The 2688-nt window shown below is 68.9% G+C and carries 4 protein-coding genes and 1 pseudogene; 1 reads left to right on the top strand and 4 read right to left on the bottom strand.

The window, feature by feature from the left end; genetic code table 11:
• The 4 genes and pseudogenes from ACOJSF_RS06945 to ACOJSF_RS06930 all read right to left on the bottom strand — a co-directional run.
• Positions 1–322: pseudogene (locus ACOJSF_RS06945) on the bottom strand (ABC transporter substrate-binding protein); the annotation flags it as partial.
• Positions 323–799: 477 nt separating this feature from the next.
• A complete protein-coding gene (locus tag ACOJSF_RS06940; protein ID WP_420141485.1) occupies positions 800–1081 on the bottom strand; it encodes a hypothetical protein in 282 nt (93 codons plus the stop codon).
• Positions 1078–1416 (bottom strand): phage holin family protein, encoded by a 339-nt coding sequence (locus ACOJSF_RS06935; RefSeq protein WP_420141484.1) that lies wholly within the window; start codon positions 1414–1416, stop codon positions 1078–1080. The genes ACOJSF_RS06940 and ACOJSF_RS06935 overlap by 4 nt, the downstream gene beginning before the upstream one ends.
• Positions 1413–1940, bottom strand: a complete 528-nt coding sequence (locus ACOJSF_RS06930; RefSeq protein WP_420141483.1) for a hypothetical protein — start codon at positions 1938–1940, stop codon at positions 1413–1415. Before ACOJSF_RS06930 ends, ACOJSF_RS06935 begins: the two co-directional genes overlap by 4 nt.
• A 164-nt stretch (positions 1941–2104) precedes the next feature.
• Here ACOJSF_RS06930 and eno point away from each other — a divergent pair.
• Positions 2105–2688: phosphopyruvate hydratase (gene eno, locus ACOJSF_RS06925; RefSeq protein WP_420141482.1), on the top strand; the 584-nt coding region annotated here is incomplete at its 3' end.

Genomic DNA, 2688 nt, shown 5'->3' with positions numbered 1-2688 from the left:
CGTAGGTGCCGACGACATAGCCAGGCAGCGCCTGCTTGTAGGCCGCCTTCTGCTCGGCCGAGATCGTCGGCAGCCAGCGGCGTACCAGCCGGTCGCCGATCTGGTCGACCGCCACGTGTTGCGACAGCAAGGTACGGAACTTGCTCTTGGCCGTCGCCTTGTCGCCCCGCATCGCAGCGAAGCCGTCTGTGGTGAGCGTCTGGATCAGATTCTGCGGGCTCGACGTATCGACCGCCGCCAGCGCGGGCGAGGTCGCGGCGGGGATCGCGGCGGCGCCGACGAACGACAGCGCCAGCAGGGCGCCACGAAACTTGGTCATCATATAACTCCGATGCAAAGGCGGGCGCGCCTATGGGGCACGCCCGCTGAATGCGTCTTGAACTCGCACAGCGCTTCGCGGTTTCACGCGCGGCGGCGATCGCCGCCGTGCCGGCCTCGCCCGCGGCGGCCAGCGCCTGCTGAACCAGGCTGTTGACCTGCTGGCGAAGCTGGGGGGTGCCACGGCCCGGGTGGGCAACGGCCGGGCGTCCGATATCCGGCGCCGCATCGACCGCGGGGCGCGCGGCGTCGCCGATCCGCGCGCCGACGGGGGTAAGCAACTCCTTCTCGCGCTCGGTGCGCGGGATCAGCGCGCCCAGCGCTGCGCCGATCGCGATCCCGCCGAGCAGGGTCGCTACCGGATTGCCCTCGATCGCCGTGGTGACCGCCTTCACGGCGGCGGTGACCTGCTCGCTCAGGCCTTCGGGAGCGGTATCGACATCGTTGTTGCTGTGCTGCGTGGTCATGCTGTCGTCTCCATCTATTCCTTGCCGGTCAGGCGGGCGAAGAGCCGGCCAAGCGGCTTGCGCGCCAGCAGAGCGGCGATGCCTGCGACGGCCGCGCCGGTCGTAATTGGGCGCCGCGCCGCCGCGCGGCCGACCCTGCCCGCCATGTCCTCGCTTGTGTCGAGCAGCCCATCCCAGGCATTGCCCGCCAGCGTCGTCGGTTTCATCCGCTGCTGGAGTGCATGCGTTGACGCGAGCATCCGCTCGCGCGCGGCCGCAACCTCCAGTTTTGCGCTCGCCACGTCCTGATCGCTCATCCGAACAACCCCGTCATTTTCTTGTAGGCCCGCCAGGCGAGCCATCCCGAGACGGCGAGCGCGAGCAAGGCCGCCACCGCCAAGCCGCCGGGCCAGCCGATCCACAAGGCGAGCAAGGCGCCCACCGCCGCGAACAGGACGGTCAGCGCCGATTGCGCGATGACGATCGCAAGGATCAGAAAGCCCAGTGCCGGGACCGCCTTGCCGCCCGCGGTCGACACCCGCGCCCGGACGAGGGCGATTTCGGCTCGGAGGTAATTCTTGATATCGTCGATCGCCCGCGCGACCAGGTCGCGCAGCGATACCTGCTCGTCGTCTCGGGGGGAGGGGATCACGCCGCAGGCGCATCATTGGCCGGAGCCTCGGGAAAGCCGGAGCGTACCAGCCGCGCGACCACGAAGCCGAGCGCGGCGGCGACGCCCAGGGCGGCGCCCGGCGACTTCTGGATCACCGCGCGCGCGTCGGCGAACAAGGCATCGACATCCTTGTTCTTGAAGGCGTCGGAAAAGTCGCCGATCCCTTGAGCCGCGCGGCGGGCATAGTCGCCATATTGGCTGCCGATCTTGGCATCGACCTCGTCGGCCGCGTCTTCGATCATCCGCACCACGTCGTCGAGCGCGTCGGTCGCGCGATCCTTGCCGGCCTGCGCCCAGTCGCGGGCCCGGTCGCCGGCATCGCCGCGCAGCGACTGATAACGATCGAACAGTTGGTCGCGCACGCCGGCGCCGGGTTCGGCACGGATCTCCGGCCCCGATCCGGCGCGGATGTCGGGACCGCCCGAATCGCCGGTCGCGCTTCCACTGGCGCCCTCGATGATCGTGTCGGTGCCCTCGGGCAGGTTCTGGTCTTCGGCAGTCATGGGATTCTCCCCGCGAACAGAAACTCTCATCGCCTCAACCGCGTCCGGTGCGGCTGCGTTCCATGATCGGTCATACAGTTTTCGTATCGGTAGCGGAATTATTGCCAGTGCGGCGCGTCGCCGATAGAGCCCGCGCCGTCCCGTCCAGACCTGAAGGAGCCATCATGACCGCGATTGTCGACATCCACGCCCGCACCGTGATCGACAGCCGGGGCAACCCGACGGTCGAGGTCGACGTGACGCTGGAGGATGGCAGCCTGGGCCGGGCGGCGGTGCCGTCGGGCGCGTCGACCGGGGCGCACGAAGCGGTCGCGCGGCGCGATGGCGACAAGGGGCGCTGGGGCGGCAAGGGCGTCGATGATGCGGTCGATGCGGTGAACGGCGAGATCGCCGAGGCGGTCGAGGGACTCGAGGCCGAGGATCAGGCCGAGGTCGACGCCGTGATGATCGAGCTCGACGGGACCGAGAACAAGGAGCGTCTTGGCGCCAACGGCATTCTCGGCGTCAGCCTGGCGGTCGCCAAGGCGGCGGCCGAGGCACGTGGCCTGCCGCTCTACCGCTATGTCGGCGGGGTCTCGGCGCATGTCCTGCCGACGCCGATGATGAACATCGTCAACGGCGGCGCGCATGCGGACAACCCGATCGATTTCCAGGAATTCATGATCGTGCCGATCGGCAGCGAAAGCCTGCTCGAAGCGGTTCGCTGCGGCACCGAGATCTTCCACACGCTGAAGAAGAAGCTGCACGA

This window comes from Sphingomonas sp., from assembly GCF_048594985.1.
Taxonomy (GTDB): domain Bacteria; phylum Pseudomonadota; class Alphaproteobacteria; order Sphingomonadales; family Sphingomonadaceae; genus Sphingomonas_I.
Note: the sequence above shows the minus strand (reverse complement) of the source record. Positions and strands in the feature narration are given on the sequence as shown.